This is a genomic window from Microtetraspora sp. NBRC 13810 (assembly GCF_030268685.1).
GTDB lineage: Bacteria > Actinomycetota > Actinomycetes > Streptosporangiales > Streptosporangiaceae > BSRQ01.
The window spans coordinates 192,926-198,971 of the sequence record NZ_BSRQ01000017.1; the positions used below are offsets into that span (position 1 = coordinate 192,926).

4 protein-coding genes are annotated in these 6,046 nt (G+C 66.7%); all 4 read left to right on the top strand.

Features of this window, described 5'->3' with window-relative positions:
• Positions 1-33 precede the first annotated feature (33 nt).
• Positions 34-678: a ClpP family protease gene (locus QSK26_RS29505; RefSeq protein ID WP_502888759.1), complete on the top strand. Its 645-nt coding sequence runs from the start codon at positions 34-36 to the stop codon at positions 676-678.
• Positions 679-689: 11 nt separating this feature from the next.
• Positions 690-1,334 (top strand): ATP-dependent Clp protease proteolytic subunit, encoded by a 645-nt coding sequence (locus QSK26_RS29510; RefSeq protein WP_285778552.1) that lies wholly within the window; start codon positions 690-692, stop codon positions 1,332-1,334.
• Between the two features lie 193 nt (positions 1,335-1,527).
• Positions 1,528-2,811 (top strand): ATP-dependent Clp protease ATP-binding subunit ClpX, encoded by a 1,284-nt coding sequence (gene clpX / locus QSK26_RS29515; protein WP_285778553.1) that lies wholly within the window; start codon positions 1,528-1,530, stop codon positions 2,809-2,811.
• 108 nt (positions 2,812-2,919) lie between these two features.
• Entirely contained in the window at positions 2,920-5,541 is a 2,622-nt protein-coding gene (locus QSK26_RS29520) for a valine--tRNA ligase (RefSeq protein ID WP_285778554.1), read from the top strand.
• Positions 5,542-6,046: the final 505 nt, after the last annotated feature.

Here is a 6,046-nt window from a genome sequence, read left to right on the forward strand (position 1 = left end):
CCAATCGATTACGACGCATCGGAAGGTGACGCTGTGACCAGCCCGCCGACCCTCTACCAGCCGACAGGTCTCGAGCAGCCCTCGATGAGCCAGTCCAACGGCTCGTTCAGGCTCGAAGACCAGCTCTATCAGCGGCTGCTGCGCGAGCGCATCATCGTGCTGGGCACCCAGGTCAACGACGAGATCGCCAACCGAATCTGTGCGGAACTGCTCCTTCTCGCCGCCGACGACGCCGAGCGGGATATCTACCTGTACATCAACTCGCCTGGCGGTTCGGTGACGTCGGGCATGGCGATCTACGACATGATGGAATACGTGCCTAACGACGTGTGCACGGTGGCCATGGGGCTGGCCGCCTCGATGGGGCAGTTCCTGCTCTGCGCCGGCGCCCACGGCAAGCGTTACGCGCTCCCGCACGCGCGCATCATGATGCACCAGCCTTCCGGTGGCATCGGCGGCACCGCCGCCGACATCGCCATCCAGGCGGAGCAGATGCTCTATGTGAAGAAGACCCTGGCCGAGCGCATCGCCTACCATACGGGTCAGGCGCTCGACCAGATCGAGAAGGATTCTGACCGAGACCGCTGGTTCACGGCGGATGAGGCCAAGGACTACGGCTTCATCGACCAGGTCGTGCGCAGTGCGCGGCAGGTGCCCTCCTCGGGCGCCGTCTCCTGAAGGGACACGAGGTGAGCGAGCTGATCCGGCCGGGGGACATCAACGGCCGATACATCATCCCTTCGTTCGTCGAGCGCACGACGTACGGCGTGAAGGAGATGAATCCCTACAACAAGCTCTTCGAGGACCGCATCATCTTCCTCGGGGTGCAGATCGACGACGCGTCGGCCAACGACGTCATGGCCCAGCTCCTGACCCTGGAGTCGCTCGATCCCGACCGTGACATCAGCATCTACATCAACTCGCCGGGTGGCTCCTTCACCGCCATGACGGCGATCTATGACACGATGCAGTTCGTCCGGCCCGAGATCCAGACGGTCTGCCTGGGCCAGGCGGCGTCGGCGGCGGCGGTGCTGCTGGCGGGAGGCACTCCCGGCAAGCGGTTCGCGCTGCCCAACGCGCGGGTGCTGATCCACCAGCCGTCCACCGAGGGCGGCGGCCAGGGCAGTGACATCGAGATCCAGGCCAGGGAGATCCTCCGGATGCGCGCGCTTCTGGAGGAGATCGTGGCGCGGCACACCGGCAAGCCTTCGGACGAGATCCGTCGCGACATCGAGCGCGACAAGATTCTCAGCGCCGACGAGGCCAAGGCCTACGGCCTGGTAGACGACATCATTCCGTCGCGGAAGAAGCGGGCGCAGGCAGTCGCTTCCTGACGGATCGTGCGCACCGGAACGGTGCCCAATTGGGCACGTTCCGGTGCGACTCGCCGCTAGGGGGCTCACTGAGGGCCCGGAAGACGGTAACGTCGAAACCTGAGCGGGATGACTTTTCGCACCCGGTATCGGGCCGGGGGCGAAAGAAACGGACCGCGGTAGCAGGGCGGTCCCACGCAAAGGAGTATCTGGGGTGGCACGCATCGGCGACGGGGGAGACCTGCTGAAGTGCTCGTTCTGCGGAAAGAGCCAGAAGCAAGTCAAGAAGCTCATCGCCGGACCCGGCGTCTACATCTGCGATGAGTGCATCGATCTCTGTAACGAGATCATCGAGGAGGAGCTCTCCGAGTCCTCCGAGCTCAAGTGGGACAACCTGCCCAAGCCGAGGGAGATCTACGAGTTCCTCGACGCCTACGTCATCGGTCAGGACAAGGCGAAGAAGGCCCTCTCGGTGGCGGTCTACAACCACTACAAGCGGGTGCAGTCCGGTGAGCGCGGGCGTGACGACGGCGTGGAGTTGGCCAAGTCCAACATCCTGCTGCTCGGCCCGACGGGTTCCGGCAAGACTCTGCTGGCGCAGACGCTGGCGAAGATGCTCAACGTGCCGTTCGCCATCGCCGACGCGACCGCGCTGACCGAGGCCGGCTACGTCGGCGAGGACGTCGAGAACATCCTGCTGAAGCTGATCCAGGCCGCCGACTACGACGTCAAGAAGGCCGAGACCGGCATCATCTACATCGACGAGGTCGACAAGATCGCCCGCAAGAGCGAGAACCCGTCGATCACCCGCGACGTCTCGGGTGAGGGTGTGCAGCAGGCGCTGCTCAAAATACTGGAGGGCACCACCGCCTCGGTGCCTCCGCAGGGCGGCCGCAAGCACCCGCACCAGGAGTTCATCCAGATCGACACCACCAACGTGCTGTTCATCTGCGGTGGCGCCTTCGCCGGGCTTGAGAAGATCATCGAGTCCCGGATCGGCAAGAAGGGGATCGGCTTCAACGCCGTCATCCACTCCAAGGACGAGATCGACTCCTCCGACATCTTCGGCGACGTCATGCCCGAGGACCTGCTGAAGTTCGGCATGATCCCGGAGTTCGTCGGCCGGCTCCCGGTCATCACGAGCGTGCACAACCTCGACCGCGAGGCGCTCATCCAGATCCTCACCGAGCCGCGCAACGCGCTGGTCAAGCAGTACCGCCGGCTGTTCGAGCTGGACAACGTCGAGCTGGAGTTCGGCACCGACGCGCTGGAGGCCATCGCCGACCAGGCCATCCTGCGCGGCACCGGTGCCCGCGGCCTGCGCGCCATCCTGGAGGAGGTCCTCCTCTCGGTGATGTACGAGGTACCCAGCCGGCAGGATGTGGCGAGGGTCATCATCGACAGGGCCTCGGTCCTGGAGCACGTCAACCCGACCCTCGTGCCGCGCGACCAGCTGCAGGCCAAGCAGCAGCGCACCCCGCGGGAGAAGTCCGCCTGACCTGCCGGTCCGGCTCCTTCCCACCTGGCCTGTGGCCCCCGGCCGGCCCTGTACTCCAGGGCCCGCCGTTCTGACCTGCGTTGATCCCTACCGGCGTGACCGGGCGAGATGCGCCAAAGCGGCCGCCGGACGTCCCTAGAATTGGTCACCGTGACGACGCCAGAGCTGCCCACCCAGTACACACCCTCGGAAGTCGAGACCCGAAGCTACGAGCGATGGGTATCCGAGGGCTTCTTCCACGCCGACCCGGGCAGCGGGCGCGAGCCGTACTCCATCGTCCTGCCGCCGCCCAACGTGACAGGTTCGCTGCACATCGGTCACGCGCTCGACCACTCGATCCAGGACGCACTGACCCGGCGCGCCCGCATGCGCGGCATGGAGACGCTGTGGCTGCCCGGCATGGACCACGCCGGCATCGCCACGCAGAACGTCGTGGAGCGCGAGATCGCCAAGGACGGCGTCTCCCGCCACGACCTCGGCCGTGACGCCTTCGTCGAGCGCGTCTGGCAGTGGAAGGAAGCGTCCGGCGGCTGGATCCTCGGGCAGATGAGGAAGCTCGGTGACGGGGTCGACTGGTCCCGCGAGCGGTTCACGATGGACGAGGGCCTGTCCCGCGCCGTCCAGACGATCTTCAAGCGGCTGTTCGACGACGGTCTCATCTACCGCGCGGAGCGCATCATCAACTGGTGCCCGCGCTGCCTCACCGCGCTCTCCGACATCGAGGTCGAGCACAAGGAGGACGAGGGCGAGCTCGTCTCGATCCGGTACGGCAGCGGCGACGAGTCGATCGTGGTCGCCACCACCCGGGCCGAGACCATGCTCGGCGACACCGCGGTGGCGGTGCACCCCGCGGACGAGCGCTACGCGCACCTGGTCGGCCGCGAGGTCGAGCTGCCGCTCACCGGGCGGCGCATCCCGATCGTCGCGGACGAGCACGTCGATCCCGCGTTCGGCACCGGCGCGGTCAAGGTCACCCCGGCGCACGACCCCAACGACTTCGAGATCGGCCGCAGGCACGGGCTCCCTTCGCCGTCGGTGATGGACGAGCGGGGCGTCATCACGGCGCACGGGCCGTTCGAGGGGCTCGACCGCTTCGAGGCGCGGCCCGCCGTGATCGCCGCGCTGCGCGCCGAGGGGCGCATCGTCGAGGAGAAGCGGCCCTACCTGCACTCCGTCGGCCACTGCTCGCGGTGCAAGACCGTGGTGGAGCCGCGGCTGTCGCTGCAGTGGTTCGTCAACGTGTCGCCGCTGGCCAAGGCCGCCGGTGACGCCGTGCGCGACGGCCGCACCCGCATCCACCCGCCGGAGCTGGCCAAGCGCTACTTCGACTGGGTGGACGACATGCACGACTGGTGCATCTCACGGCAACTGTGGTGGGGGCACCGGATCCCGGTCTGGTACGGCCCGGCCGGGGAGATCGTGTGCGTCGGCCCGGACGAGCAGCCGCCGCCCGGTTACGTGCAGGACGCCGACGTCCTGGACACCTGGTTCTCCTCCGGCCTGTGGCCCTTCTCCACGCTCGGCTGGCCGGAGCAGACCCCGGAGCTCAAGCGCTTCTACCCGACCTCCGTGCTGGTCACCGGGTACGACATCCTGTTCTTCTGGGTGGCCCGGATGATGATGTTCGGGCTTTACGCGATGGACGGGGAGCCGCCGTTCCGCACCGTCGCCCTGCACGGCATGGTGCGCGACCAGTTCGGCAAGAAGATGTCCAAGTCGTTCGGCAACGTCGTGGACCCGCTGGACTGGATCGAGCGGTACGGCGCGGACGCGACGCGCTTCACCCTGCTCCGCGGCGCCAACCCGGGCTCGGACGTCGCGATCAGCGAGGACTGGGCCGCCGGCTCGCGCAACTTCTGCAACAAGATCTGGAACGCCACGCGCTTCGCGCTGATGAACGGCGCCTCCGTCGCGGCCGAGCCGCACGCGGAGTCGCTGACCGAGGCCGACCGGTGGATCCTGTCCAGGCTGCAGAGCGTGACCAGGGCGGTGGACGACGCCTCGGAAGAGTTCGAGTTCGCCAAGGTGTCCGACCTGCTCTACCACTTCGCCTGGGACGAGGTCTGCGACTGGTACGTCGAGCTGGCCAAGATCCAGCTCGCCGCCGGGCTGGACCACACCAGGTTCGTCCTCGGCCACGTCTTCGACGCGCTGCTCCGGCTGCTGCATCCGCTGATCCCGTTCGTCACCGAGGAGCTGTGGCGCGCGCTCACCGGCGGTGAGTCCATCGTCGTCGCACCATGGCCCGCCGCGGACGCGGCCTATGACGATCCGGCCGCGGAAGGCGTGATCCAGCGGTTGCAGGACCTGGTGACCGAGGTTCGCAGGTTCCGCTCCGACCAAGGGCTCAAGCCCGGCCAGCGGGTCGCGGCCCGGTTGTCCCTGGACGGCGGGCCGCTCGCCCCGCACGAGCCCGCGATCCGGACCCTGCTCCGGCTGGACGCGCCGGAGGACGGCTTCGCGGCCACCGCACGGCTCGCCGTGGGAACGGTCGTGGTCGAGATCGATACGGCGGGCGCCATCGATGTGGCCGCCGAGCGCAAGCGCCTGGAGAAGGATCTCGCGGCTGCCCGCAAGGAGGCCACCCAGTCGGCGGGCAAGCTCGGCAACGAGCAGTTCATGTCCAAGGCGCCGGACGACGTCGTGGCCAAGGTCCGGGCCCGCGCGGCCCAGGCCGGCGAGGACATCGCCCGGCTGGAGGCACAGCTCGCGGCACTGCCGGCCAGCTGATCGTCGAGGCCGCCCATACCCGCGTTGACCTGCGTCGACGGGGGCATGGGCGGCCTTTTGCAACTCCATGGCCCAAGCCTGTTTAGGCCCTGTGGACCATGGGTAGACCTCATTGTTACCGAGTACTGCACGGAAGATCCCGGCGAGAGTGCTAAAGTTCTTCCTGCGAGGCCGAAGAGCCACGCACTCCCACCTATCTCCACCGGGATCCGGGTCCTTCACCATGATTTGGTCAGGGCCGGGCGCTTGGCTAAGATAGCGGGGCGGTCCTCGAAAGGGGACAAAAATGTAGATAAGGGTCAGTTTGCTACAAACTTCCCAAATCTGCTAAGATAGAAAAGACGGAAGTTCGCCCCGGAAGGCAGATCTTCGGATAGGCCGGAAGGTGTTCGCGTCCGTTTCTTGAGAACTCAACAGTGTGCTAAAAGCCAGTGCATGATGAATTAACCCCGTCATGTTGTCTGTGACGGATTCCTTTGGTTGATACTGATTGTATCGGCCGGGA

Coding starts and splice junctions, on each gene's coding strand:
- QSK26_RS29520 (WP_285778554.1), top strand. CDS start 2,920: ATGCGCCAAAGCGGCCGCCGGACGTCCCTAGAATTGGTCACCGTGACG.